The sequence below is a fragment of the Kitasatospora sp. NPDC091207 genome, from assembly GCF_044768625.1.
GTDB lineage: Bacteria > Actinomycetota > Actinomycetes > Streptomycetales > Streptomycetaceae > Kitasatospora.
This window is the reverse complement of sequence record NZ_JBIVVS010000001.1, coordinates 861354-885422: the sequence shown is the minus strand read 5'-3', so window position 1 is coordinate 885422 and position 24069 is coordinate 861354. Positions and strand designations below refer to the sequence as shown.

Below are 24069 nucleotides of genomic sequence, written 5' to 3'. Positions count from 1 at the left end.
ATAGGCGAGCCTACGCGCAGCCTACAAGGGAACTCCACGGACTCTAACAGTGCACGGCCACTCGAAAGAAGCGCGTACGGCCCCTCCCCCACTCACGAGGTACGGGATGCCCGGTTTTGCCACACAAAAGAACGAGGCCCGTATCCACCTGGGGGCGGCGACGGACCACTTCGACAACGCACGAGCCCCGCACCTCCGTGAAGGAGGCGCGGGGCTCGTGGAGAGTCAGCGGGCTCAGACGAGCTCGGTGACGGTACCGCCGGCGGCGGTGATCTTCTCGGCGGCGGAGCCGGAGACGGCGTCGACCGTCACCTGCAGCGCGACCGAGATCTCGCCGGTGCCGAGCACCTTGACGAGGGAGTTCTTGCGAACCGCGCCCTTGGCGACCAGGTCCTCGACAGTGACCTCGCCACCCTGCGGGTAGAGCTCGGCCAGCTTGTCGAGGTTGACAACCTGGAACGTGATCTTGAACGGGTTCTTGAAGCCCTTCAGCTTCGGCAGGCGCATGTGGAGCGGCATCTGGCCACCCTCGAAGCGCTGCGGAACCTGGTAGCGGGCCTTGGTGCCCTTGGTGCCACGACCGGCGGTCTTACCCTTGGAGCCCTCACCACGACCGACACGGGTCTTGGCGGTCTTGGCACCCGGGGCGGGACGCAGGTTGTGAACCTTGATCGGCGAGTCGCCCATAATCAGTCCACCTCCTCGACCGTGACGAGGTGACGCACGGTCTGGGCCATCCCGCGGATCTCGGGACGGTCCTCCTTGACGACCACATCGTGCATGCGCTTCAGACCCAGCGAGCGCAGCGTCTCGCGGTGGTTCTGCTTGCTGCCGATGTAGGACTTGGTCTGCGTGATCTTCAGGCGAGCCATCAGGCGCTCACCCCTGCAGCACGAGCCCGCAGCAGAGCGGCGGGAGCCACGTCCTCCAGCGGCAGGCCACGACGGGCGGCGATCTCCTCGGGGCGCACGAGGCCCTTCAGAGCGGCCACCGTGGCGTGCACGATGTTGATCGCGTTGTCGGAGCCGAGCGACTTCGACAGGATGTCGTGAATACCGGCGCACTCCAGCACGGCACGCACCGGGCCACCGGCGATAACACCGGTACCGGGGGCAGCCGGCTTCAGGAGCACGACGCCGGCAGCCTTCTCGCCCTGGATCGGGTGCGGGATGGTGCCCTGGATACGGGGGACCTTGAAGAAGTTCTTCTTGGCCTCCTCAACACCCTTGGCGATGGCGGCCGGAACCTCCTTCGCCTTCCCGTAGCCGACACCTACGGTGCCGTCACCGTCGCCCACCACGACCAGCGCGGTGAAGCTGAAACGACGACCACCCTTGACAACCTTGGCGACACGGTTGATCGCGACAACACGCTCGACGTAAGCGGTCTTCTCGACGGCGGGGGCGTTGCCCCGGTCGTCACGCTTACGGTCACGCCGCTCGCCACCGCCGGTGCCGCCGCCGGCGCCGCTACCGCGGCGCTGGGGTCCAGCCATTGGAATTACCTCTCTCGATTACGTCCGTCGACTGAGCCGACGAGCGGCTTAGAAGTCGAGCCCGGCCTCACGGGCAGCATCGGCCAGAGCGGCGATGCGGCCTGCGTACCGGTTGCCCGCGCGGTCGAAGACGACCGACTCGATGCCGGCGGCCTTGGCGCGCTCGGCGACCAGGCTCCCGACCTTCTTGGCCAGCTCGGTCTTGTCGCCCTCGACGCCCTTGATGGACACGTCGAGGGTGGACGCCGACGCCAGGGTGTGACCCTTGGCGTCGTCGATGACCTGGGCGACCATGTGGCGGTTCGAGCGGGTCACCACGAGGCGCGGACGCACCTCGGTGCCGGTGACGCGCTTGCGAACACGGATGGCGCGGCGCTTGCGAGCGGCGCTCTTGTAGGCGTTGCCCTTGCCGATCTTGACAGAGACGCTCATCGCTTACTTACCACTCTTTCCGACCTTGCGGCGGATGACCTCGCCCGCGTACTTGACGCCCTTGGCCTTGTACGGGTCGGGCTTGCGCAGCTTGCGGATCTTCGCGGCGACCTCGCCGACCTTCTGCTTGTCGATGCCGTCCACGTGGAACTTGGTGGCCGACTCGACGACGAAGGTGATGCCCTCCGGGGCCTCGACCAGGATCGGGTGGCTGTAGCCGAGCTGGAACTCCATGTTGGAGCCCTTCGCCAGGACTCGATAGCCAACACCGCTGATCTCCAGCGACTTGCGGTAGCCCGCGGTCACGCCGGTGATCATGTTCGCCACCAGCGTGCGGGAAAGGCCGTGCAGGGCCTTCGACATACGCTCGTCGTTGGGGCGGGTGACGAGCAGCGTGCCGTCCTCGCCCTTGCCGATCTCGATCGGCGCGGCGACGAGGTGGGTGAGGGAGCCCTTCGGGCCCTTCACCGAGACCGCCTGGCCATCGATGGTGACGTCCACGCCGGCGGGAACCGGGATGGGCAGCCGTCCAATGCGCGACATTGCTGTACCTCCGTTTCCCGAATTACCAGACGTAGGCGAGAACTTCTCCGCCTACGCCCTTCTTGGCAGCCTGCTTGTCGGTGAGGAGACCGGAAGACGTGGAGATGATCGCCACGCCCAGGCCGCCGAGCACCTTCGGCAGGTTGGTGGACTTTGCGTAGACCCGCAGGCCCGGCTTGCTGATCCGCTTGATGCCAGCGATCGAGCGCTCACGGTTGGGACCGAACTTGAGCTCGATGGTCAGCTTCTTGCCGACCTCGCCCTCAACGGGCTCCTCAACCTTGTAGGAGGAGATGTACCCCTCCTGCTGCAGGATCTGGGCGACGTGCGCCTTGATCTTGCTAGCCGGCATCGCCACGGTGTCGTGGTACGCCGAGTTCGCGTTACGCAGACGCGTGAGCATGTCTGCGATGGGGTCGGTCATGGTCATGATGGCCTCAGGCCTCTCTCGCCGTGGTTTCTCCGCGCCAGGTCCCCCCGCCGCACTCCGAGGAGTGCGGCAGGGGCACAGACGCAGGGGACCTGCGGCGTCGTAAGACTGGGTGCGAGCCCTCGAAGAGGGTCGACGGCAGCTATGGAGCTCCCGCGACAGGGGGCCCGACCTCACTACCTTACGGGATTCCCGTACGTAGCCCCAAAAAAGGGGCGCTGTGGGATCGGGCACACCTGCTTCGCTATGGCGTTACCGCGAGGTCCTGATTACCAGGAGCTCTTGGTGACGCCCGGCAGCTCGCCGCGGTGGGCCATCTCACGGAGGCACACACGGCAGAGGCCGAACTTGCGGTACACCGAGTGCGGACGACCGCAGCGCTGGCACCGGGTGTAGGCCCGGACGCCGAACTTCGGCTTCCGCTCGGCCTTCGCGATGAGGGACTTCTTCGCCATTGGCTCACGCCTCCTTGAACGGGAAGCCCAGAGCGCGCAGGAGCGCCCGGCCCTCGTCGTCGGTCTGAGCGGTGGTCACGACGGTGATGTCCATACCGCGCTGACGGTCGACCTTGTCCTGGTCGATCTCGTGGAACATGACCTGCTCGGTCAGACCGAACGTGTAGTTGCCACGGCCGTCGAACTGCTTGGGGGAGAGACCACGGAAGTCACGGATACGCGGCAGGGCCAGCGACACCAGACGGTCCAGGAACTCCCACATGCGGTCACCACGGAGGGTGACGTGGGTGCCGATCGGCTGGCCCTCGCGCAGCTTGAACTGCGCGATGGACTTGCGAGCCTTGGTCACGGCCGGCTTCTGACCGGTGATCGCGGTCAGGTCGCGGATCGCGCCCTCGATCAGCTTGCTGTCACGGGCGGCCTCGCCGACACCCATGTTGACGACGACCTTGACCAGGCCGGGCGTCAGCATGACGTTCTCGTACGAGAACTGCTCCTGCAGCTGACCCTTGATCTCGGAGTTGTAACGCTCCTTGAGACGGGGGGTCACCTTCTCAACAGACGTCTCAGACATCAGATGTCCTCACCGGTTCGCTTGGCAACGCGGATCTTGTTGCCCTCGTCATCGAAGCGGTAGCCCACGCGGGTGACGACCTTCTTGCCGTCCTTCTCCACGACCAGCTGGACGTTGGAGACGTGCACCGGGGCCTCGACGGTGACAATGCCACCCTGAGTACCCGGACCCGGCTTGGTGTGCTTCTTGACCCGGTTCACACCCTCGACGAGGACCTTGTTCTCGGCGGGCATGGCCTTGATGACCTTGCCCTGCTTGCCGCGGTCCTTGCCGGTGATGACCTGGACCAGGTCACCCTTCTTGATCTTCATGCTGTTCGCCATGGGTTAGAGCACCTCCGGCGCAAGCGAGATGATCTTCATGAACTTCTTGTCGCGCAGCTCGCGGCCCACCGGGCCGAAGATGCGGGTACCGCGGGGGTCACCGTCGGTGTTCTTGAGAACGACAGCGGCGTTCTCGTCGAACCGGATGTACGAACCGTCGGGACGACGGCGCGACTTCACGGTACGGACGACGACGCACTTGACGACGTCACCCTTCTTCACCGAACCGCCGGGGATCGCGTCCTTGACGGTGGCGACGATGACGTCCCCGATACCGGCGTAGCGGCGACCGGAACCACCGAGAACGCGGATGCAAAGGATTTCCTTCGCGCCCGTGTTGTCGGCGACACGCAGTCGCGACTCCTGCTGGATCACAGCTTTCTCCTGATCGTCAACGAGAGCTGACGGGCCGGCCGCTGCTCACACCAGCGCCCACGAGGGGCCTGGTGCACATACGGCCGTACCGCATCAACTTCGTTACTTGGCCTTCTCGAGGATCTCGACGACGCGCCAGCGCTTCGTCGCGGACAGCGGGCGGGTCTCCGCGAGGAGGACCCGGTCGCCGATGCCGCAGGCGTTCGCCTCGTCGTGCGCCTTCAGCTTGTTCGTACGGCGGATGACCTTGCCGTACAGCGCGTGCTTGACGCGGTCCTCGACGGCGACGACGACGGTCTTGTCCATCTTGTCGCTGACGACGAGGCCCTCACGGGTCTTGCGGAAACCGCGCGTCTCGTTGGTGTTCTCAGTCATCAGGCGTTCTCCACCGTCTCGATGCCCAGCTCGCGCTCGCGCATCAGGGTGTAGATCCGCGCGATGTCCTTACGGACGAGCTTGAGCCGTCCGTGGTTGTCGAGCTGCCCGGTCGCCGCCTGGAAGCGGAGGTTGAACAGCTCCTCCTTGGCCTCACGGAGCTTGGCAACGAGACCCTCGTTGTCCAGCTCGCGGAGGTCAGCAGCCTTGGTGCCGGCCGACATCAGCTCTCACCTGCCTCGCGCCGGATGATCCGGCACTTCATCGGGAGCTTGTGAGCTGCGCGGGTCAGCGCCTCACGAGCCACCTTCTCGTTGGGGTACGACAGCTCGAACATGACCCGACCCGGGTGCACGTTCGCGATCCACCACTCGGGCGAACCCTTACCGGAACCCATGCGGGTCTCGGCCGGCTTCTTGGTGAGCGGACGGTCCGGGTAGATGTTGATCCAGACCTTGCCGCCACGCTTGATGTGACGGGTGACGGCGATACGAGCGGACTCGATCTGCCGGTTCGTCACGTAGGCCGGGGTGACGGCCTGGATGCCGTACTCGCCGAAGGCGAGCTCGGTGCCACCCTTGGCAGCGCCGCGGCGCTTGGGGTGGTGCTGCTTGCGGTGCTTGACCCGACGGGGGATCAGCATTGCGGTCAGGCCTCCGTTCCGGTGTTCTCGGCAGCCGGGGTCTCGGCGGCGACCGGGGCCTGGCCCTCGGTGCCGGCGGGACGACGGCCACGGCCACCGCGCTCGCCACCACGGCGCTCGCCACCGCGGGCGGGACGACCACCCTCGGGACGGGCCGGACGGTTGCCCGAGCGGGCAGCGGCGTTCTCAGCGCGGACCTCGGCGATGTTCTTGACGTCGCCCTTGTAGATCCAGACCTTCACGCCGATGCGGCCGAAGGTCGTCTTGGCCTCGAAGAAGCCGTAGTCGACGTTCGCGCGCAGGGTGTGCAGCGGCACACGGCCCTCGCGGTAGAACTCCGAACGGCTCATCTCGGCGCCGCCGAGACGACCGGAGCACTGGACCTTGATGCCCTTGGCGCCGGACTTCATGGTGCCCTGCATCGACTTGCGCATGGCACGGCGGAAGGAGACGCGGGAGGACAGCTGCTCCGCGACGCCCTGAGCCACGAGCTGGGCGTCCAGCTCGGGGTTCTTGACCTCGAGGATGTTCAGCTGGACCTGCTTGCCGGTCAGCTTCTCGAGGTCGCCGCGGATGCGGTCGGCCTCGGTGCCGCGGCGGCCGATGACGATGCCGGGGCGGGCGGTGTGGATGTCGACGCGGACGCGGTCGCGGGTGCGCTCGATCTCGACCTTGGAGATGCCGGCGCGCTCCATGCCCTTCGTCATCATGCGACGAATGGCAACGTCTTCCTTGACGTAGTCCTTGTACAGCTTGTCGGCGTACCAGCGGGACTTGAAGTCCGTGCTGATGCCGAGGCGGAACCCGTGCGGGTTAACCTTCTGGCCCATTACCGGGTCCCTTCCTTGCTGCTGACGACCACGGTGATGTGGCTGGTCCGCTTGCGGATCCGGTAGGCACGGCCCTGGGCGCGCGGACGGAACCGCTTCAGGGTCGGGCCCTCGTCAACGTACGCCTCGCTGATGACGAGGTCGTCCACGTTGGAGTGGTTGTAGTTGTGCGCGGCGTTGGCGATGGCGCTGTTGAGCACCTTGCCGACCGGCACGGTAGCGGCCTGCGGAGCGAAACGCAGGACCGCCTGGGCCTCCGTGGCGTTCAGGCCACGGATGAGGTCCACCACGCGGCGGGCCTTCATGGGCGTGACGCGGATGTACCGCGCCTGGGCCCTGGCTTCCATGGTTGTCCCCTTGCTGGTGTAAGTCATTGAGTCGGTAATCTCGCTGGCGACTAGCGACGCTTCGACTTGCGGTCGTCCTTGACGTGACCGCGGAAGGTACGCGTCGGCGCGAACTCGCCGAGCTTGTGGCCGACCATCGACTCGGTGACGAACACCGGGACGTGCTTACGGCCATCGTGAACCGCGATCGTGTGGCCGAGCATGGCCGGGAAGATCACGGAGCGACGGGACCAGGTCTTGATGACGTTCTGGGTACCCGCCTCGTTCTGCGCGTCCACCTTCTTGAGAAGGTGGCCGTCAATGAAGGGGCCCTTCTTGAGACTGCGCGGCATCTGACCTGCTCCTAGCGCTTCTTGTTGGTCTTGCGGCGGCGCACGATGAGGGCGTTCGAAGCCTTCTTCGGGCTACGAGTGCGACCCTCCTTCTGGCCCCACGGCGAGACCGGGTGGCGACCACCGGAGGTCTTACCCTCACCACCACCGTGCGGGTGGTCGATCGGGTTCATGGCCACACCACGCACGGTCGGGCGAACGCCCTTCCAGCGCATACGGCCGGCCTTGCCCCAGTTGATGTTCGACTGCTCGGCGTTGCCGACCTCGCCGACGGTCGCGCGGCAGCGCGCGTCGACCAGGCGGATCTCACCGGAGGGCATGCGCAGGTGCGCCATCTTGCCCTCACGCGCCAGCAGCTGAATGCCGGCACCGGCGGAGCGGGCCATCTTGGCACCGCCACCGGGACGCAGCTCCACCGCGTGGATGGTCGTACCGACCGGGATGTTGCGAAGCGGCAGGTTGTTGCCGGGCTTGATGTCGGCGCCTGCGCCGTTCTCGACCCGGTCACCCTGCGCGATGCCGCGCGGCGCGATGATGTAGCGCTTCTCGCCGTCCGCGTAGTGCAGGAGCGCGATGCGCGCGGTGCGGTTCGGGTCGTACTCGATGTGCGCGACCTTGGCCGGCACGCCGTCCTTGTCGTGACGACGGAAGTCGATCACGCGGTAGGCGCGCTTGTGTCCACCACCCTGGTGGCGAACGGTGATCCGACCGGCGTTGTTACGGCCGCCCTTGCTGTGCAGGGGGCGAACCAGCGACTTCTCCGGCGTGGACCGCGTGATCTCTACGAAGTCGGCCACGCTGGAGCCACGACGGCCCGGCGTAGTCGGCTTGTACTTGCGGATGCCCATTTGGCTCTCTCGTCCTCGTCCTTATCGACGATCACGATCCCCGTTAGGAGACCGGACCACCGAAGATGTCGATGCGGTTGCCCTCAGCCAGCGTCACGATGGCGCGCTTGGTGTCCTTGCGCTTGCCAAAGCCCGTCTTGGAGCGCTTGCGCTTGCCCTGACGGTTGAGCGTGTTGACGGACTCGACCTTGACCGAGAAGACCGCCTCGACGGCCTGCTTGATCTGGGTCTTGTTGGCACCGGGCGACACGACGAACGTGTACTTGTTCTCGTCGAGGAGCGAGTAGCTCTTCTCGGAGATGACCGGCTTCACCAGGACGTCGCGGGGGTCCGTGAACGTCTTGCTCGTGATCTCTGCAGCCATCAGGCGGCGCTCCCTTCGAGCTCGCCCTCAGCAGCCACGGCCTTGGCGGACGCGGCGGGACCCGCCACGAAACGCTCGAAGGCGGCCTGGGTGAAGACCACATCGTCGGAGACGAGCACGTCGTAGGTGTTCAGCTGGCCGGCGTCCAGGATGTGCACGTTCGGCAGGTTGCGGGCGCTCTTGAGACCCACCTCGTCGGCACGCTCGACGACGAGGAGGATGTTCTTGCGCTCGGTGATCTTGCCGAACAGACCCTTGGCGGCCTTGGTCGACGGCGCCTCGGCCGCGATCACGTCGGAGACGACGTGGATGCGGTTGTGGCGGGCCCGGTCGGTGAGCGCACCGCGCAGGGCGGCGGCGATCATCTTCTTCGGGGTCCGCTGCGAGTAGTCACGCGGCACGGGACCGTGCACGACGCCACCGCCGGCGAACTGCGGGGCGCGGGTCGAGCCCTGACGGGCGCGGCCGGTGCCCTTCTGACGGTACGGCTTCTTGCCGCCACCGCGGACCTCGCCACGCGTCTTGGTCTTGTGGGTGCCCTGACGGGCCGCAGCGAGCTGCGCCACGACGACCTGGTGCATCAGCGGAACGCTGACCTTGGCGTCGAAGATCTCGGCCGGAAGCTCGAGGCTGCCGGTCTTGTCGCCCGAGGGCGACAGGATGTCAATGGTGCTCATATCCTCACAGCCCCTTCGCCGCAGTGCGGACGAGGACGAGGCCGCCGTTCGGGCCCGGGATTGCGCCCTTGATCAGGAGCAGCCCCTTCTCCGCGTCAACGGCATGGATGGTCAGGTTCTGGGTGGTCACGCGCTCGTGGCCCATCCGGCCGGCCATCCGTACGCCCTTGAACACACGACCCGGGGTGGCGCAGCCACCGATCGAGCCGGGCGAGCGGTGCTTGCGCTGCACACCGTGACCGGCGCCGAGGCCCCGGAAGTTGTGGCGCTTCATGACACCGGCGAAGCCCTTGCCCTTGGAGGTGCCGGTCACGTCGACCTTGACACCCGCATCGAACAGCTCCGCGGTGATCTCCTGGCCGAGGGTGTACTCGGACGCGTCCGTCGTACGGAGCTCGACCAGGTGGCGGCGCGGGGTGACGCCGGCCTTGGCGAAGTGACCCGCGAGGGGCTTGTTCACCTTGCGGGGGTCGATCTCGCCGAAACCGATCTGGACGGCGTCGTAGCCGGCCGGACTGTCGGCGGTGTGGACCTGGGTCACGACATTGGGCCCAGCCTTGACGACGGTCACCGGAACGATCCGGTTGTTCTCGTCCCAGACCTGGGTCATGCCGAGCTTCTCGCCCAGGATGCCCTTAATCTGCTTAGCCATCTTCGGTGTGCCTCTCAGAGCTTGATCTCGATGTCGACACCAGCCGGCAGGTCGAGACGCATCAGCGAGTCAACCGTCTTCGGCGTGGGGTCGAGGATGTCGATCAGACGCTTGTGAGTGCGCATCTCGAAGTGCTCGCGCGAGTCCTTGTACTTGTGCGGCGAGCGGATGACGCAGTACACGTTCTTCTCAGTGGGCAGCGGCACCGGGCCCGCGACCTGCGCACCAGTGCGAATGACAGTCTCGACGATCTTCTTCGCCGAGGAGTCAATCACCTCGTGGTCGTAGGCCTTGAGCCGGATGCGGATCTTCTGTCCCGCCATGGCTACTCAGTAGTCCTTTGTGTCGTCTGCTGCTTCTGCGGCCGGATTCGTCCGGGTGGACTGTGTCCGGTGGCACCCCTGGATGGTTGCCTCCGACCCACGCGGTCGGGCGTGTCGCACGTCCGCCTGCAAAAAATCCGACACGAGGTCTCCCCCTTGCGGATTTCCCACTGGATCGGTGAGGTCTTGCACCCACCAGGCGCCGGATCGAGGCCCCGCCCACGCTTCCCGGAAGATTCCCGTACGTCCGCCCCGCAGCTGCCGCGGTGTCGACTTCACACCACTGCATTCACACATTTCACGTGAACACATGAACGGCCATCACGGGAACGACGAGTACATGGGACTCGCTTCCAGTCCTCCCGGCGGGAGGCGCGTAGCATCGGCACTCAACCGAGCAACTTGGACATACTGCCACATGGAGCAGCGACAAAGCCAATCGGGGCCGGTGAGGTCTCCCTCGCCGGCCCCGATCGGGGTGGTCGCCGCACTCGGTCAGTTCTTCGGCGGCCGACCGCAGACCACGGTGTAGTCGCTACCGCTGTTGGCGCACCACAGCTTGTTCTCGTCCGGGCCGAAGGTGTACTCGGACAGCCCCATGTTGATCGGGTTGCACGCCTTCACGCCCTTGTACGGCGAGTACTTCGGGCAGTCGCCGTTGTCGAGCTGCTGGATGTGCGCCCGCCAGGCGTCCAGACCCATGTCCTCGACACCGGGGTTGGTGGACGGCATGAACCGGTTGGCCGACCACGAGCCGCCCATCGTCGCGAACAGGGCGACGGCGCAGACCAGGCCGGCCGCCACCTGGGCCAGGACGCGCGGCGAGATCCGGACGGCCCGGGCCGGGCTCAGCGCCTCCAGGGTGCCGCGGACCCAGCCGAAGACGCGCTGGTAGGTCAGCATCACACCGAGGACGGCCAGGATGATCAGGCAGTAGTAGATGATCCAGGTGGTGCGCGGGTAGAGCTGGACGGCCTGGTTGTGCTCCATGTGCGAGGCGAACCAGAAGCGCAGCAGCCAGGCGCCGGCCAGCACGAAGCCGGCCGTCCGGACGATGATGTTGCGCAGCCCCAGCCCCACGCCGATCCCGACGCCGAGCAGCAGCAGCACCGCGAAGCCGCTCTGGCCGGCCAGCTCGCCGGACTCCGGCCAGTTGTGGTAGGTCAGCCCGCCGGAGCGGTCCGAGGCCCAGCCCAGGACGTACGCCGGGTCGATGTAGGTGTTGATGTACGCGTAGCGGTCCATGGTGGACGCGCCGAGGCGGGCCAGCTGGTAGAGCAGCGGGGCACCGATCACCGCGGCGGTGGCGAGCATCACGCCGAGGAAGACCAGCGCGCGCGTGATCGCGGCGCGGCCGCGGCGCCACGGGAACAGCATCAGGCCCAGGATGAACGAGCCGGGCGCGGCCCAGAGGTACCAGCCGGAGTACCAGAGGAACATCACGCCGAACGCGGCGCCGAAGCCCAGCCCGCGCAGCGCCGCCGAACGGGTGGACAGCTCGTCGGCCCGGCGGATCTCCCGGAAGCAGGCGGCCAGCAGCGGCAGCAGCACCAGCATCGAGCCGTGGCTGTACGGGCGGATCGGGTCGAGGAAGACGATCGAGGTCGGGACCGCGACGGCCATCGCCCAGAACGGGCGCAGCAGCATCCGCCAGGAGAGGTAGGCCATCGGCCCGACCAGCGCGCTGAGGATCAGCTGGAGGTCCTTCAGCGCGTGGCCGACGCCGGGGATGCCGTTGTGGAAGAGCTTGGCCCAGACGGCCAGCAGGGCCGGGAACAGCGGCGGGTAGACACCCGGCAGGCCCTTGCCCCGCATCATGTCGTTGGCCATGCCCATGAGGTTGCCCGGGTCGCCCTCCTGGCCGCCCAGGCCCCACGGGGTGCCGTGCAGCGCGACGGCGATGCCGCCGGCCACCACACCCGTGGCCAGGCCCGCGAGCGCCGCGCAGACCAGCCGCTGGGCGATCTGGTAGTGGCGCAGCGTGCCGCGGTAGGCCAGGAAGAGCAGCGCCGCGAGCACCGGGATGCCGAGCAGGGCCGCGTACTGCTGGATCTTGGCGAGGCCGCTGACCTGACCGACCCGGCTGATCGGGTTGACGCTGATGTGCTGGCAGAGCGCCATGAAGCCGACGCCCGCGAGCACGCTGACCACGACCTCGGCCAGCGGGAGGAACCAGCGCTTCTCGGTCCACCGGGAGCGGCCGCCCGGGCGGGCGGCCGTCGAGTCACCGGACGACGCGGTGCCGTTCACTCCCTGGGGCGCCGCGGCGGGGCCACCGACGACGTCCGGGGCCAAATCCGTCATGTCAATTCGCTTCCGTGAAGCGGCAGACTGCCGCGGGGTCGGGTCGGCTCGCCGGTGCGAGCGAAGTCGGCGGGCACCCACCGGCGCCCTCTGCGCAGGACGGCCGCCGTACCCGAACGACCCGCCCACGGGCGACACGCTAGCAAGACGCCCCGGTGCGCACCGGATCGATCACCAGGTGCACCCGGGGCGGTCGCTCACCGTGATCAGCTCCGGCCGGCCAGTGCGCGCTGCGGGGCAGCGGCCCGGCTGGCGGGCTCGATGGTCTTCAGGTGCTTGGGCATCCGGCGGATCATCGCGAGCAGCAGCACCAGGCCCGCGCGGGCCAGGTAGATGGTCGCCTTGATCGGGGAGGCGCTGGGCGTGCCGGTGGTCCGCTCGCGCATCGCGACCGGGACCTGCCGGATGACGAAGCCGCAGCGGGCGGCGCCGACCATGCTCTCGATGGTGTCGCCCAGGTACTCGACCGGGTACCACTGCGAGAAGAACTCGATCATCGGCTTGTTGCAGGCCTTGAAGCCCGAGGTGGTGTCGGTGAGGCGGGTGCGGGTGACCCGCGACAGCACCACGGACAGCAGCTTCATCGCCCAGCTGCGCGGGCCGCGCACCTTGTAGCTGCCCTGGCCGGCGAACCGGGCGCCGATGACCAGGTCGGCCTCCTGGAGCTTCTCCAGCAGGGCCGGCACGTACGCGGGGTCGTGCTGGCCGTCGGCGTCGCACTGGATGGCCACGTCGTAGTTGTGCAGGTGCGCGTAGCGGTAGCCGAACCGCATGGCGCCGCCGACACCGAGGTTGTACGGCAGCTGCGCGACCCGGGAGCCGGCCGCGGCGGCCACGGCCGCGGTGTTGTCCACCGAGCCGTCGTCGACCACCAGGGTGTCGACGCCGGGGAGCTTCTGCTGGATCTCGTGGAGGATCTTGGGCAGACCCTCGGCCTCGTTCCAGGCCGGGAGAATGATCAGTACCCGCTTGCCGTCGATCATGCCGTCACCCCGGAGTCCGTCGTCTTGCCGGCGTCGTTGCTGCTGCGTGCGATCGGGTAGCCGTGGTGCTCGGCCAGGTGGGCCCGCATCATGGCGACGTCCTCGGCCAGGGTCCGGGTCTCGGCCTCCAGCCGGGAGGCCTCCCAGCTCAGGTGCAGCGAGACCATCAGGACCAGCACGAAGCCCGCGAACAGCACCAGGCTCACACCGGAGGCGATGCCGAGCCGGCGGGCGGTCGAGTCCAGGATCGTCGGGAAGAACCCGAGCGGCGCCACGACGACGCCGATCGCGAGCCAGATAGCCGCGTACTTCTCCCGCAGTTGCTGTCGGCGCAGCAACTCCAGGATGTAGACGAGCACCAGCACGCCGGTGATCGAAGTGATGACGGTGAGATGCACGACTGGAGGCGCCTTTCAGCGGCAGTGGCGTGGCCAAGGGTAATCACATATTAAAGGCGTGGCGTGAACGTACTGCCGCCGCCGGCTGTGCGGGACCCGGCGAACGGGCGTCATACCTCCGACGACTGATGGGCCGCCAGTGGTGCCCGGTGTTCCGCCACGGGCCGGGCCGGGGCGGACATCGAGCGGGCCAGCGCCCATAGCATGGCAGCAGCGCTGACCGCGGCACCAGCCAGGTAGGCGAGTTCGACCCGGGTGGCGATGTCCCCCGGCAGCAGGGTGACGACCACCAGCACCACGGAACCGGCCAGCCAGGAGAGCAGCTGCCGCTGGTGGCGCCCGAGCGAGAGCAGCGCCTGGCCGAAGACGGTGGCCAGCATGTAGCAGAGGGTGCCGAGGGCCAGCCAGAGGAAGTCCACCGGGCCCAGCACGTCCTGCGCCTTGAAGAAGACCCGGATCGCCCAGGGGCCGAGGAAGACCGTCGGCAGCCCGGCGGCGGTGCTCATCAGCACCACGATGCCGCCGGTGCGCAGCAGGACCTTGCGGAACTCCGCGTGGTTGCCGGCCGCGGCGGCGCCGGAGAGCGAGGAGACCAGCGAGGCCTGGATCGCCGCGTAGGCGAACAGCGGCACCCGGGCCAGCACCACGGCGTTCAGCAGGGCGGCGATCAGCGCCTTGGAGGACGGCGAGAGCAGGCCGACGCTGACCACGGCCGCGTTGACCATCAGCTGCGCCAGCAGCGTCGAACCGGTCAGCAGGCCGAGCCCGGTGACCAGGGCGCGCCAGGCCGGCGCCGGCCCGCCGCGCCGGTCCGCGAGGACGCCGCGCATCCCGATCGCCGAGGCGGCGAGCGGTGCCACCACCAGGATCAGCGCGAACGCGAACGCCGAGTGCGCGCCGAACAGCGGGATCAGCGCGGCGAGCCCGATCCGCAGGCCGCCGTCGACGGCGAGCTGCGTGCCGTACGCGCCGAAGTTGCCCAGGCCGGCCAGCGCCCCGCGGGCCACCGAGCTCACGGCCAGGCCGACCAGGGCGCCGCCCAGGCCGGCCACCAGGCCGAGGTCGCCGGAGAAGAAGCGGTCCGCGATCGGGCGGGCGGCGGCCGCGATCACGGCCAGCACCGCCACCAGCACCCCGGCGGCGACCAGCAGGACCCGCCGGACCGCCGGACCGGGGCCGTGGCCGGCCACGTCGCGGGCGGCCACCAGGCGGGTCAGCTCCAGCTCGACCGGGGAGAACAGCCCGTACCCGACGGACATGACCACGGTCCAGAGCATCGAGACGCCGGCGACCTGGGTGGTGTCCAAGCTGTGCCCGGCCAGGGCCAGGAAGATGTACGAGGAGATACCGAGGACCACGGTGCCCCCCGCGACGAGCCGCACGCCCGGGGGCAGCGCCCCCAGCAGCTTGGCCACCGGGTTCGTCATCGCAGGGTGGCCTTGGCCTTCAGCGGCTCCCACCAGGCACGGTTCTCGCGGTACCAGGCGATGGTGGCGGCCAGGCCGTCCTCGAAGCGGACCTGCGGGCTGTAGCCGAGCTCCTCGCTGATCTTGGTGATGTCCAGCGAGTAGCGCAGGTCGTGGCCCTTGCGGTCGGCGACCGGCTCGACCATCGACCAGTCGGCGCCGGCGGCCTGCAGCAGCAGCTCGGTGAGCTCCTTGTTGGTGATCTCGGTGCCGCCACCGATGTTGTAGACCTCGCCGGAGCGGCCCTTGCGCATGGCCAGCTCGATGCCGCGGCAGTGGTCCGAGACGTGCAGCCAGTCACGGATGTTGCCACCGGTGCCGTACAGCGGCACCTTCCTGCCGTCCAGCAGGTTGGTGGTGAACAGCGGGATGACCTTCTCCGGGAACTGGTAGTGCCCGTAGTTGTTGGAGCAGCGGGTGACCACCACGTCCATGCCGTGGGTGCGGTGGTAGGCGAGCGCGAGCAGGTCGGAGCCGGCCTTGGAGGCCGAGTACGGGGAGTTGGGCGCCAGCGGCCACTCCTCGGTCCACGAGCCCTCGGAGATGGAGCCGTAGACCTCGTCGGTGGAGACGTGGACGAAGCGGCCGACACCGTGCTTCTTGGCCGAGTCCAGCAGCACCTGGGTGCCCAGCACGTTGGTGACCACGAACGGGCCGGCGCCCTCGATGGAGCGGTCCACGTGCGACTCGGCCGCGAAGTGGACGACCACGTCGTGGCCGGGCATGACCTGGTCGACGGCCTGCTCGTCGCAGATGTCGCCGCGGACGAAGGAGTAGCCGCTGTGACCGGCGACGGGCGCCAGGTTGGCCTCGACGCCCGAGTAGGTGAGCTTGTCGAAGACGGTGATCTGATCCGTTGCGTCGGCGCCGAGCAGCTGCCGGACGAACTCTGAACCGATGAAGCCGGCGCCGCCGGTGACGAGGATGCGCATAGTGCGGGCAGTCTACCGGTGTGCCCCGGGGCCATCGCCCCGGGTCAGCGGCGGGCTCCGAACCTCACATAAGCTGCGCGCATGCGTGGAATCCTCTTGGCGGGCGGCACCGGGTCACGACTGTGGCCGCTGACCCGAGCAGTCTCGAAGCAGCTCCTCCCCGTCTTCGACAAGCCGATGATCTACTACCCGCTGTCGACCCTGGTCATGGCCGGTATCAGCGAGATCCTGATCATTACCACCCCCCAGGACCAGGAGCAGTTCCAGCGCCTGCTCGGCGACGGCTCCCAGTTCGGCCTCAAGCTGGAGTACGCCGTCCAGGAGAAGCCGGAGGGCATCGCCCAGGCCTTCGTGCTGGGCGCCGACTTCATCGGTGACGAGCCCGTCGCGCTGATCCTCGGCGACAACATCTTCCACGGCAGCGGCCTCGGCACCCGGCTCGCGCAGCGCACCGCGCCGCAGGGCGGCATGGTCTTCGCCTACCCGGTCGCCGACCCGACCGCGTACGGCGTGGTGGAGTTCGACGACAACGGCCAGGTCATCTCCATCGAGGAGAAGCCCACGCAGCCGAAGTCGCGCTACGCGGTGCCCGGCCTGTACTTCTACGACAACCGCGTGGTCGAGATCGCGGCCGGCCTCAGCCCGAGCGCGCGCGGCGAGCTGGAGATCACCGCGGTCAACGAGGAGTACCTCAAGACCGGTGAGCTGCACGTCACCATCCTCGACCGCGGTACCGCCTGGCTCGACACCGGCACGTTCGTCTCGATGGTGCAGGCCTCCGAGTTCGTCCGGGTCATCGAGGAGCGCCAGGGCTTCAAGATCGGCTGCATCGAGGAGGCCGCCTGGCGGGCCGGCCTGATCGACGCCGGGCAGCTGCGCGAGCTGGCCGAGCCGCTGCGCAAGAGCGGCTACGGCGACTACCTGATCGCGCTGCTCGACGAGGAGGCGGCCCGGTGAAGTTCCGTGAGCTCTCGATCCCCGGTGCCTTCGAGGTCACCCCGCAGCAGCACGGCGACCCGCGCGGCCTGTTCATGGAGTGGTACCGCTTCGACCGGCTCGAAGAAGTGGTCGGCCACCCGCTGAAGTTCGCCCAGGGCAACCTGTCGGTGTCCGCGAAGGACGTCGTGCGCGGCATCCACTTCGCCGACGTCCCGCCCGGCCAGGCCAAGTACGTCAGCTGTGTGCGCGGCGCGGTGCTCGACGTGATCGTGGACCTGCGGGTCGGCTCCCCCGCCTTCGGCCGCTGGGAGTTCGTCCGGCTGGACGACGCCGACCGCCGGTCGGTCTACATCCCCGAGGGCGTCGGCCACGGCTTCTGCGCGCTGACCGACGACGCCACGCTGTCGTACGTCTGCTCGGAGACCTACAACCCGACCGGTGAGCACGCGGTGCACCCGCTCGACCCGGACCTCGGGATCGAGTGGCCCACCGACGCCCCGCAGCTGTCCGCCCGGGACGACGCCGCGCCGTCGCTGGCCGAGGCGCTCGCCACCGGCCTGCTGCCGGACTACGAGAAGTGCCTCGCCTTCACCGAGAGCCTGCGCACCCGCTGACCCGCCCGATGCCCGGGCCCGCCGCCCTCCGGCGCGGGCCCGGGCATCGTCGTCGGCGCGGCGGGCGGCCCGGCGGGGGCCGCCGGCGGGCTCAGTATGATGGGCCCGCCGCGGGGTCCTCGCCCCGCTCCCGGCCCCGACTCAGACCAGCGGATGTGCCCTCCACCATGACCACTCTGGAAATCCTGCTCCCGTACTACGGCGACGTCGCGCTGATGCAGGCCGCGGTCCGCAGCGTGCTGGCGCAGAGCGATCCCGACTGGCGGCTGACCGTCGTCGACGACGGCCGGGAGCCCGGCGTCCCGGAGTGGTTCGCCGAACTCGACGACCCGCGGGTGCGGTACTTCCGCAACGAGCAGAACCTCGGCGTCACCGGCAACTACCGCAAGTGCCTGGGCATGGCCGAGCACGAGTACATGATGTTCATGGGCACCGACGACATCATGCTGCCCAACTACGTCGCCACCATCCGGTCGATCCTGGCCCAGTACCCCGGCGTCGCGATGATCCAGCCGGGCGTCCAGGTGATCGACGGCGACGGGAACCCCAGCAGCTCGCTCGCCGACGAGGCCAAGCGCCGGATCTACGCGCCCAAGCAGCAGGGCCGCACCCTGCGCGGCGGCGAGGAGCTCGCGGTCAGCCTGCTCAAGGGCAACTGGCTGTACTTCCCGTCGATCTGCTGGCGCACCGAGGCCGTGCGGACCACCGGCTTCCGCGACAACCTGGAGATCATCCAGGACCTCGCGCTCGTCATCGACCTGCTGCAGTCCGGCGAGCACATGGTCGTCGACGACGTCCGGGCCTTCCAGTACCGCCGGCACGCCGTCAGCATCTCCTCGAAGTCCGCCTACAGCGGCACCCGCTTCGCCGAGGCCCGCCGGTACTTCCTGGACGCCGCCGACCGCCTGGACGCGCACGGCTGGCCGCGGGCCGCCAAGGCGTCCCGGATGCACCTCTCGGCCCGGATCCACGCCCTCACCCTGGTCCCGGGCGCGATGCGCGCCGGCCAGTGGGACGGGGCGAAGGCCCTGCTGCGCAACGCCACCAGTACCGCCGCCCGCCCCCGCTGACCCGGCCCGCCAACGCCCCAGGTCCATCACCGTCCCAGGGAGTCACCCCATGACCGCACCGCACCCGGCCCCCGCCCGGGTCGCCGTCCTCGGCGGCACCGGCTTCATCGGCCGCGTGCTCGGCGCCCGCCTGCTGGAGCAGGGCGCCGAGGTCGTCAGCCTCGCCCGCAAGGCCCCGGCGGTGCCAGCGCCCGGCCGGTTCGTCGCCTTCGACATCTCCTCCGACGCCGCCGCCGACCTGACCGCGCTGCTCGACCGGGAGCGGATCGACACGGTCGTCAACGCGGCCGGCGGCATGTGGGGCCTGAACGACGAGCAGATGTACCAGGCCAACGTGGTCCTGGTGGACCGGCTGATCGAGGCCGTCTCCGCGATGGCCTCCCCCGCCCGGCTGGTCCACCTCGGCACCGTGCACGAGTACGGCATGGCACCGGTCGGCACCAGCCAGCGCGAGAGCGACCCCGCCGCCCCGGTGATGGAGTACGGCAAGCTGAAGCTCGCCGCCACCGAGGCCCTGGTCCGGGCCGTCGAGGCCGGCCGGCTGGACGCGGTGTCGCTGCGGCTCGGCAACGTGGTCGGCGCCGGCCAGCCCGGTCACAGCCTGCTCGGTGTGATGGCCGCCAAGCTGGACGCCGCCCGCCGGGCCGGCGAGACCGCGCGGCTCTCGCTCCAGCCGCTCACCGCCCAGCGCGACTTCGTCGACCTGACCGACACCCTGGACGCGGTGCTCCTCGCCGCCGTCCGGCGCGACGTCCCGCCGGTGGTCAACGTCGGCACCGGCGCCGCGTCCTCCGCCCGGCTGCTGGTCGAGCTGCTGATCGAGGAGAGCGGGGTGCCCACCGAGATCACCGAGGTCCCCGCGCCGGACGGCACCGGCCCGGAGACCGAGTGGCAGCAGCTCGACATCACCGTCGCCCGCGAGCGGCTCGGCTGGGAGCCCCGGCGCACCCTGCGCGAGGCCGTCCGGGAGCTCTGGGAGGCCCAGACCGCCGCTCCGCAGGCGTAGGCCCCGGCCCGCGCCCGACGAGCACCGCCCATCATGACGCGGCGGCGTCCGCGACGACCGCGGACGCCGCCCGACCCAACCAGTCGGGGGGGAGCCATCAGCCGACCAGCGGTGCTCCGCCCGCGCGGCACTCTCGCGCCGCTCCTCCACGGCCGGGCCAACGGGCTCGGCGCGCTGCGGCTCCTGCTGGCCGCCACCGTCGTCGTCTCGCACGTCTTCCCCCTCGGCTGGGGGCACCCCGATCCGCTCTGGCACTGGAGCGGCGGGCAGACCGACCTCGGCAAGTCCGCCGTCCTCGGGTTCTTCGCGCTCTCCGGCTTCGTGATCACCGAGAGCGCCCGGCGGCTCCCGCCCGGCCGCTTCGTCTGGCACCGGGCGCTGCGCATCGTGCCCGGCCTCTGCGGATCGCTGCTGTTCTCGGCCGTCGTCCTGATGCCCGCCCTCTACTGGTGGCAGCACGGCACGCTGGGCGGCTTCTGGAGCCGACCGGACGGTCCGCTGAGCTATCTGACCAGTCTCGGGAGCGGCACGCCGACCACGGGCTGGGACGTCTCGGGCGTGATCGCCGGGGGCGTCCGCGCCGGCACCAACTTCGACGGGAGCCTCAACGGCGCCCTCTGGTCGCTGAAGTACGAGCTGCTCTGCTACCTGGTGGCCGGGCTGCTGGCCGCCCTCGGGCTGCTGCGCCGACGGCTGCCGGTCGCCGTGGCGGCGCTCGCGCTCTGGTTGCTGATCGCCACCGGCGCCGCGGACCTCCCGCCCGGGGTGCCGCCGGCCGGCGGCCCCGGGGTCGCCCTGCCGCTGCTGGGCCAGGTCACCTTCCACCTCGCCGCGAACCTCGGCCTCGCCTTCCTGCTCGGCGGCGCGCTGCGGCTGTACGCCGAGCGGATCCCGGTCGACGACGCCCTGGCGCTGGCCGCCGCCCTCACCGCGGCCGGCTCGGCCCGCTGGGGCGGCTTCGCGGAGTTCGGCCTCCCCGCGCTGGTCTACCTGCTGTTCTGGGCCGCGGCCGTACTCCCCCGCCGCTGGCGGGCGGTCGGCAGCCGCCGCGACTACTCGTACGGCGTGTACATCTTCGGCTTCCCGGTCGAGCAGGCGCTGGCACTGGTCGGCGGAGCGCGCTACGGCCCGTTCGGCTTCCTGGCCGGCGCCCTCGGCGCGACCGGGCTGCTGGCGGCGCTCTCCTGGCACCTCGTCGAGGCGCCCGCGCTGCGGCTGCGGTCCTGGACCCCGGGCCCGCCCCGGCCGGCCGCCGGGCGGGAACCCCGGCCGGCCCCGCGGCCGACGCAGGAGCCGAAGCCGCCCGAGGTCACTTCTTCCTGAAGACCCAGACCTTCATCAGCAGGAACCGGACCACCGTGGCCAGACCGTTCGCGGCGATCAGCCCGGCCACCTCGACGGCCTTCGAGGCGTCCGGCGCGGCCAGGTCGAGCAGGGCCAGCGCCCCGGCGCTCAGCCCGAGGCCGATGAGGAAGGCCACCGCACCCTGGAGCTGGTGCCGCAGCGCGCCCTCACTGCCGGTGATGCCGAAGGTGAACCGGCGGTTGGCGGCCGTGTTGGCGACCGCGCTGATCGCCAGCGCGAGGAAGTTGGCCACCTGGGGGTCGACGAAGCGCCGGGCCACCACGTAGAGCAGCAGGTAGAAGAGGGTGCTCAGGACCCCGATCACCAGGAAGGACGGGAGTTGGCGCTTGGCCGTCCCGGTGCCGGGGGCCTGCGGGCCCTGGTCGGCCGGCGGCACGGCGGCCGCTTCGGTCGACCGGTCGATGGAAACCATGTGAGCACCCATGTGATCGGTTCGTCGGGTCAGGAAATCTCGTACACGGCCATCCGGCCGTTGTCGAAGACCAGCTTGGCGAGGGTCTTCAGGTCCGGGGACTCCGGCGCCACCTTGCGGTTGACCACCACGTAGCGGACGTGGTGCCGCTCCCGCAGCTGGTCGAGGATACCGGCCGTCGGGTGGTAGACGGCGTCCTCGTTGAGCTGGAGCAGCGGCTGGTCCCAGAAGGAGCCGGACTTCTCCGACATCAGCCGCGGCGAGTAGGCCCAGCCCTCCACCAGCACCGAGCGCTCGGAGTAGCCGCTCAGGTAGAAGGACAGCGAGTTCCAGCAGTTCGCCCCGGGGACGGCGTAGTCGTTCTCCGAGCGGCAGTGGCCGTTGGTGACCAGCACATCGGTCGGGTCGCTGTGCGCGCGGACCCAGCGGGCGGCCTCGACCTGGCTGGCGGGCAGCGGCCACGCGCCGTCCCACGGCACCTGCCGGGACTGCTGGACGTCGAGCAGCAGCGAGGGCGCGCCGGCCGCGAGCGCCGCGGTCAGCAGGACCACCCCGCCCCGGCCGCGCAGGGCCGGCAGCGCCCGGCCGGCCACCCACCAGAGCACGCCGCAGACCGCCGCGACACCGGCCAGCGCCGCCGCCGCGGCCAGCGCCGGGACCAGCGGGGTGTAGGACGCGGTGCCCTTGGCGTCGCCGACCGCCTTGAGCGCGAAGGTCGCCCAGTCGGCCGCGTAGTGGTAGATGCCGTAGGTGAGCAGGAGGACGAAGGCCACCGTGCCGGCCGCGAGCGCGACCTTGCCCCGGGTGGGCAGCGCGGCGCGCTCGAAGACCTCGCAGTAGCCCCAGGCCGAGAGCAGCACCCCGAAGGAGAGGCCGGCGAGGGTGAAGTAGCTGGCGTTGAAGCCGTTGACCACCAGGTAGACGGCCGGACCGGCGAGCGCCCCGCCGAGCAGGAACCACTGGGTCTGCTCCAGGCGGAGCCGGCGGCGCCACAGCAGCGGGATCATGCCGACCATCCGGAGCTGGTGGTTCAGCAGGAACGCGACCAGCGTGGCGGCGACGACCACGCTCTGGGTCACCGCCGTCCGGGTCTGCTGCGGATCCGCCCAGTACTTCTCGATGTTGCCGAAGGGCACCACTTCGAGGCCGTAGCTCTCGAAGCGGAACAGCACGGCGGTGGCGAAGACCTGCGCGCCGGCGATGACCGCCCCGAGGCCGACGATGGTCCACGGGATCCGCCGCGTCCCGATCAGCACCATCACGCCGGCGAAGGCCAGCGCGGCCAGCGTCACCGGCAGCGAACTCGCCTTGGCCGCGCTGGAGGCCACCGCGAACAGCGCGGTGAGCACGAACGCGCCCCGGCCGAGCGCCGGGATCCGGCCGGCCCGGCCCTCGTCGCCGAGCTCCCCGTCCGCGGGCTCCCCCTCGGCGCGCTCCCCGGCGCCGCGTCCGCGCAGGGCGTCGCCGACCACGCCGATCAGGGCCATCAGCAGCGGCTGGCTGTACGTCAGGGAGAGGCTCGCCCAGGACATCAGCGGCACCGCCGGGGCGCCGAAGGTCCAGTGGCCGACGTTGTTGGGGTAGATGGCGTTGAACTCGCCCACGGCGAAGATCAGCAGGGCGGCGACCGGTCCGGCCCACGGCCGGCCGGTCAGCCGGTGCGCCACCACGGCGGTGATCACCATGGCCAGCGCGGCCAGCGCCGGCACCATCAGCCGCATCTGGACGACGGACAGGTCGATGTGGCCGACCAGGTCGGTCATCGCCATGTGGACGAAGGTGAACCAGTGGTAGTGCAGTGGCTCGCCGGCGGCCTGCGGGAAGGTCAGCGGGAAGTTGTGCTTGGCGTTCCCGGCCAGCGACAACAGGTACGGCAGGTCGATGTACTGCCGGGTGGTCTCGCTGTCCGGCACGATCGGGTTCCGGCTGAGCACCGCGCCGTACATGTAGGCGCTGGTGAACGCGACCGTGCCGGCGACCGACCAGGACCAGCCGGCCGACACGCGGCGGTAGCCACGCGGCCGCCAGTGCCGCCGCAGCCGGGGCACGGCGGCGAACGGGATCACGACCGCCAGCGGCCAGGCGGTGGCCACCGACTGCAGACCGAGGCCGACCAGGACGGCCCAGGCCGCCAGCTCCAGCACCAGACCGACCACGGCGCCGAAGGCGAGGTCCTCCACCAGCGTGTGCGGACGGCGCCGCAGCAGGCGGAAGACCAGCGTGCCCGGGAGCATGACGCCCCACAGCACGTAGAAGGTGTAGCGCGCGACGTCACTGACCGAGGTGTCGGCGGCCAGCAGCAGGACGACCAGGAAGAGGTAGGCCGCGACCGCGGGCAGGAAGGCCGTCAGCCGGGCCCGGAGGCCGAGCGGGGCACCGTCGGCGTCCGGCGCGGAACTGCCGGTCCGCCGCCCGGCGGGCCCGGTCGGCGTGCCCAGGGCGGGCGCGGTGCTGTCGGTAGTGCCCATCGCTCTTCTTCTCCTGCGGGCTGTGCGTCGGCTTCCTGGCGGTCGGCGGCCGGTCCGTCCCGCGGCGGCCGGCGCCGCAGGACGGACCGGGGAG

Annotated in this window: 33 protein-coding genes; 5 read left to right on the top strand and 28 right to left on the bottom strand. The window is 69.7% G+C overall.

The window, feature by feature from the left end; all coding sequences use genetic code 11:
- Positions 1-234 precede the first annotated feature (234 nt).
- The 26 genes from rplO to rfbB form a co-directional block, all read right to left on the bottom strand.
- Positions 235-687, bottom strand: a complete 453-nt coding sequence (rplO, locus tag ACIQTO_RS04050; protein ID WP_402382448.1) for a 50S ribosomal protein L15 — start codon at positions 685-687, stop codon at positions 235-237.
- 2 nt (positions 688-689) lie between these two features.
- Positions 690-872, bottom strand: coding sequence for a 50S ribosomal protein L30 (gene rpmD / locus ACIQTO_RS04045; protein WP_030300409.1), 183 nt, complete (start codon positions 870-872; stop codon positions 690-692).
- Positions 872-1495, bottom strand: a complete 624-nt coding sequence (gene rpsE / locus ACIQTO_RS04040; RefSeq protein WP_030055834.1) for a 30S ribosomal protein S5 — start codon at positions 1493-1495, stop codon at positions 872-874. The genes rpmD and rpsE overlap by 1 nt, the downstream gene beginning before the upstream one ends.
- Positions 1496-1543: 48 nt before the next feature.
- The gene (gene rplR, locus ACIQTO_RS04035) at positions 1544-1927 is read right to left on the bottom strand and encodes a 50S ribosomal protein L18 (RefSeq protein ID WP_360631627.1); all 384 of its coding nucleotides are present in this window, start codon (positions 1925-1927) and stop codon (positions 1544-1546) included.
- A 3-nt stretch (positions 1928-1930) separates the two neighbouring features.
- Positions 1931-2470, bottom strand: coding sequence for a 50S ribosomal protein L6 (gene rplF / locus ACIQTO_RS04030; protein WP_402382445.1), 540 nt, complete (start codon positions 2468-2470; stop codon positions 1931-1933).
- Positions 2471-2492: 22 nt separating this feature from the next.
- The gene (gene rpsH, locus ACIQTO_RS04025) at positions 2493-2900 is read right to left on the bottom strand and encodes a 30S ribosomal protein S8 (RefSeq protein WP_030232489.1); all 408 of its coding nucleotides are present in this window, start codon (positions 2898-2900) and stop codon (positions 2493-2495) included.
- Positions 2901-3169: 269 nt separating this feature from the next.
- Positions 3170-3355 carry a type Z 30S ribosomal protein S14 gene (locus ACIQTO_RS04020; protein ID WP_030393303.1) on the bottom strand — a complete coding sequence of 62 codons (186 nt, stop codon included), beginning with the start codon at positions 3353-3355 and terminating at the stop codon, positions 3170-3172.
- A 4-nt stretch (positions 3356-3359) separates the two neighbouring features.
- Positions 3360-3929, bottom strand: coding sequence for a 50S ribosomal protein L5 (gene rplE, locus ACIQTO_RS04015; protein ID WP_030300393.1), 570 nt, complete (start codon positions 3927-3929; stop codon positions 3360-3362).
- Positions 3929-4240: a 50S ribosomal protein L24 gene (rplX, locus tag ACIQTO_RS04010; RefSeq protein WP_402382755.1), complete on the bottom strand. Its 312-nt coding sequence runs from the start codon at positions 4238-4240 to the stop codon at positions 3929-3931. The genes rplE and rplX overlap by 1 nt, the downstream gene beginning before the upstream one ends.
- 15 nt (positions 4241-4255) lie before the next feature.
- Entirely contained in the window at positions 4256-4627 is a 372-nt protein-coding gene (rplN, locus tag ACIQTO_RS04005) for a 50S ribosomal protein L14 (protein WP_030393301.1), read from the bottom strand.
- Positions 4628-4729: 102 nt separating this feature from the next.
- On the bottom strand, positions 4730-5002 hold the full coding sequence (gene rpsQ / locus ACIQTO_RS04000; protein WP_030055826.1) for a 30S ribosomal protein S17: 273 nt from the start codon (positions 5000-5002) through the stop codon (positions 4730-4732).
- Positions 5002-5226, bottom strand: coding sequence for a 50S ribosomal protein L29 (gene rpmC, locus ACIQTO_RS03995; RefSeq protein ID WP_063348970.1), 225 nt, complete (start codon positions 5224-5226; stop codon positions 5002-5004). The genes rpsQ and rpmC overlap by 1 nt, the downstream gene beginning before the upstream one ends.
- Positions 5226-5645: a 50S ribosomal protein L16 gene (rplP, locus tag ACIQTO_RS03990; RefSeq protein ID WP_030055824.1), complete on the bottom strand. Its 420-nt coding sequence runs from the start codon at positions 5643-5645 to the stop codon at positions 5226-5228. Before rplP ends, rpmC begins: the two co-directional genes overlap by 1 nt.
- Positions 5646-5650: 5 nt before the next feature.
- Positions 5651-6475 (bottom strand): 30S ribosomal protein S3, encoded by an 825-nt coding sequence (gene rpsC / locus ACIQTO_RS03985; protein ID WP_402382441.1) that lies wholly within the window; start codon positions 6473-6475, stop codon positions 5651-5653.
- Complete coding sequence (gene rplV, locus ACIQTO_RS03980; RefSeq protein WP_360631630.1) at positions 6475-6822, bottom strand: 50S ribosomal protein L22; 348 nt, start codon at positions 6820-6822, stop codon at positions 6475-6477. The genes rpsC and rplV overlap by 1 nt, the downstream gene beginning before the upstream one ends.
- Before the next feature lie 50 nt (positions 6823-6872).
- On the bottom strand, positions 6873-7154 hold the full coding sequence (gene rpsS / locus ACIQTO_RS03975; RefSeq protein WP_030055821.1) for a 30S ribosomal protein S19: 282 nt from the start codon (positions 7152-7154) through the stop codon (positions 6873-6875).
- Positions 7155-7165: 11 nt separating this feature from the next.
- Positions 7166-8002, bottom strand: coding sequence for a 50S ribosomal protein L2 (gene rplB, locus ACIQTO_RS03970; RefSeq protein ID WP_360631633.1), 837 nt, complete (start codon positions 8000-8002; stop codon positions 7166-7168).
- Between the two features lie 43 nt (positions 8003-8045).
- Positions 8046-8366: a 50S ribosomal protein L23 gene (gene rplW / locus ACIQTO_RS03965; protein ID WP_063348967.1), complete on the bottom strand. Its 321-nt coding sequence runs from the start codon at positions 8364-8366 to the stop codon at positions 8046-8048.
- Positions 8366-9043 carry a 50S ribosomal protein L4 gene (gene rplD, locus ACIQTO_RS03960; RefSeq protein WP_402382437.1) on the bottom strand — a complete coding sequence of 226 codons (678 nt, stop codon included), beginning with the start codon at positions 9041-9043 and terminating at the stop codon, positions 8366-8368. Before rplD ends, rplW begins: the two co-directional genes overlap by 1 nt.
- 4 nt (positions 9044-9047) lie before the next feature.
- On the bottom strand, positions 9048-9695 hold the full coding sequence (rplC, locus tag ACIQTO_RS03955; protein ID WP_402382434.1) for a 50S ribosomal protein L3: 648 nt from the start codon (positions 9693-9695) through the stop codon (positions 9048-9050).
- Between the two features lie 14 nt (positions 9696-9709).
- Positions 9710-10018 carry a 30S ribosomal protein S10 gene (gene rpsJ, locus ACIQTO_RS03950; RefSeq protein WP_012785157.1) on the bottom strand — a complete coding sequence of 103 codons (309 nt, stop codon included), beginning with the start codon at positions 10016-10018 and terminating at the stop codon, positions 9710-9712.
- Between the two features lie 495 nt (positions 10019-10513).
- Positions 10514-12322, bottom strand: coding sequence for a hypothetical protein (locus ACIQTO_RS03945; protein ID WP_402382431.1), 1809 nt, complete (start codon positions 12320-12322; stop codon positions 10514-10516).
- 206 nt (positions 12323-12528) lie between these two features.
- Entirely contained in the window at positions 12529-13305 is a 777-nt protein-coding gene (locus ACIQTO_RS03940; RefSeq protein WP_380577786.1) for a glycosyltransferase family 2 protein, read from the bottom strand.
- Positions 13302-13703: a DUF2304 domain-containing protein gene (locus ACIQTO_RS03935; protein WP_380577787.1), complete on the bottom strand. Its 402-nt coding sequence runs from the start codon at positions 13701-13703 to the stop codon at positions 13302-13304. Before ACIQTO_RS03935 ends, ACIQTO_RS03940 begins: the two co-directional genes overlap by 4 nt.
- A 110-nt stretch (positions 13704-13813) precedes the next feature.
- The gene (locus ACIQTO_RS03930) at positions 13814-15130 is read right to left on the bottom strand and encodes a hypothetical protein (RefSeq protein ID WP_402382427.1); all 1317 of its coding nucleotides are present in this window, start codon (positions 15128-15130) and stop codon (positions 13814-13816) included.
- On the bottom strand, positions 15127-16101 hold the full coding sequence (gene rfbB, locus ACIQTO_RS03925) for a dTDP-glucose 4,6-dehydratase (RefSeq protein ID WP_402382424.1): 975 nt from the start codon (positions 16099-16101) through the stop codon (positions 15127-15129). Before rfbB ends, ACIQTO_RS03930 begins: the two co-directional genes overlap by 4 nt.
- Before the next feature lie 81 nt (positions 16102-16182).
- Between rfbB and rfbA the strand changes: the two genes are divergently transcribed.
- The 5 genes from rfbA (at position 16183) to ACIQTO_RS03900 (ending at position 21053) form a co-directional block, all read left to right on the top strand.
- Positions 16183-17058: a glucose-1-phosphate thymidylyltransferase RfbA gene (gene rfbA / locus ACIQTO_RS03920; protein WP_402382421.1), complete on the top strand. Its 876-nt coding sequence runs from the start codon at positions 16183-16185 to the stop codon at positions 17056-17058.
- Positions 17055-17654: a dTDP-4-dehydrorhamnose 3,5-epimerase gene (gene rfbC / locus ACIQTO_RS03915; protein WP_402382418.1), complete on the top strand. Its 600-nt coding sequence runs from the start codon at positions 17055-17057 to the stop codon at positions 17652-17654. The genes rfbA and rfbC overlap by 4 nt, the downstream gene beginning before the upstream one ends.
- Positions 17655-17821: 167 nt before the next feature.
- Positions 17822-18724 (top strand): glycosyltransferase family 2 protein, encoded by a 903-nt coding sequence (locus ACIQTO_RS03910; protein ID WP_402382416.1) that lies wholly within the window; start codon positions 17822-17824, stop codon positions 18722-18724.
- A gap of 49 nt (positions 18725-18773) precedes the next feature.
- The gene (locus ACIQTO_RS03905; RefSeq protein ID WP_402382413.1) at positions 18774-19730 is read left to right on the top strand and encodes an NAD-dependent epimerase/dehydratase family protein; all 957 of its coding nucleotides are present in this window, start codon (positions 18774-18776) and stop codon (positions 19728-19730) included.
- Positions 19731-19841: 111 nt separating this feature from the next.
- A complete protein-coding gene (locus tag ACIQTO_RS03900) occupies positions 19842-21053 on the top strand; it encodes an acyltransferase family protein (protein WP_402382411.1) in 1212 nt (403 codons plus the stop codon).
- Here ACIQTO_RS03900 and ACIQTO_RS03895 read toward each other — a convergent pair.
- Positions 21040-21507 (bottom strand): GtrA family protein, encoded by a 468-nt coding sequence (locus ACIQTO_RS03895; protein WP_402382408.1) that lies wholly within the window; start codon positions 21505-21507, stop codon positions 21040-21042. The genes ACIQTO_RS03900 and ACIQTO_RS03895 overlap by 14 nt on opposite strands.
- A 29-nt stretch (positions 21508-21536) precedes the next feature.
- On the bottom strand, positions 21537-23975 hold the full coding sequence (locus ACIQTO_RS03890) for a hypothetical protein (RefSeq protein ID WP_402382406.1): 2439 nt from the start codon (positions 23973-23975) through the stop codon (positions 21537-21539).
- Positions 23976-24069: the final 94 nt, after the last annotated feature.